Source organism: Pseudoalteromonas sp. P1-16-1b (genome assembly GCF_001401785.1).
Classification (GTDB): Bacteria; Pseudomonadota; Gammaproteobacteria; order Enterobacterales; family Alteromonadaceae; genus Pseudoalteromonas; species Pseudoalteromonas undina.
In genome coordinates this window covers 1-264 of record NZ_LKGQ01000068.1, presented here as the reverse complement: position 1 = coordinate 264, position 264 = coordinate 1, and the positions used below count along the sequence as shown (strand labels likewise).

Annotated in this window: 1 rRNA gene; it reads right to left on the bottom strand. The window is 38.6% G+C overall.

Annotated features, from left to right (window positions below):
• Positions 1-80: ribosomal RNA gene (locus AN392_RS18220) — 16S ribosomal RNA — on the bottom strand; the annotation flags it as partial.
• Between the last annotated feature and the right edge of the window lie 184 nt (positions 81-264).

Sequence of the window (264 nt, the reverse complement as noted above, 5' to 3'; positions counted from 1 at the left end):
ACTCTCTGTTACCGCTCGACTTGCATGTGTTAGGCCTGCCGCCAGCGTTCAATCTGAGCCATGATCAAACTCTTCAATTAAAAAGTTTTTTGTCTTTCGACAGCTCAATGAATTCTGAATTTATTTAATATCTTTCGATATTGAATTGACTGTGCTGCAATTCCTACCTAAGTAGTTATTGCTGTTGGTCACTCAGTTTCAATTGAGACTCTAAATTTGTTTGCCTCACTACCTAAGTAGCTTGGCTGTTAGAACTCAATCTGT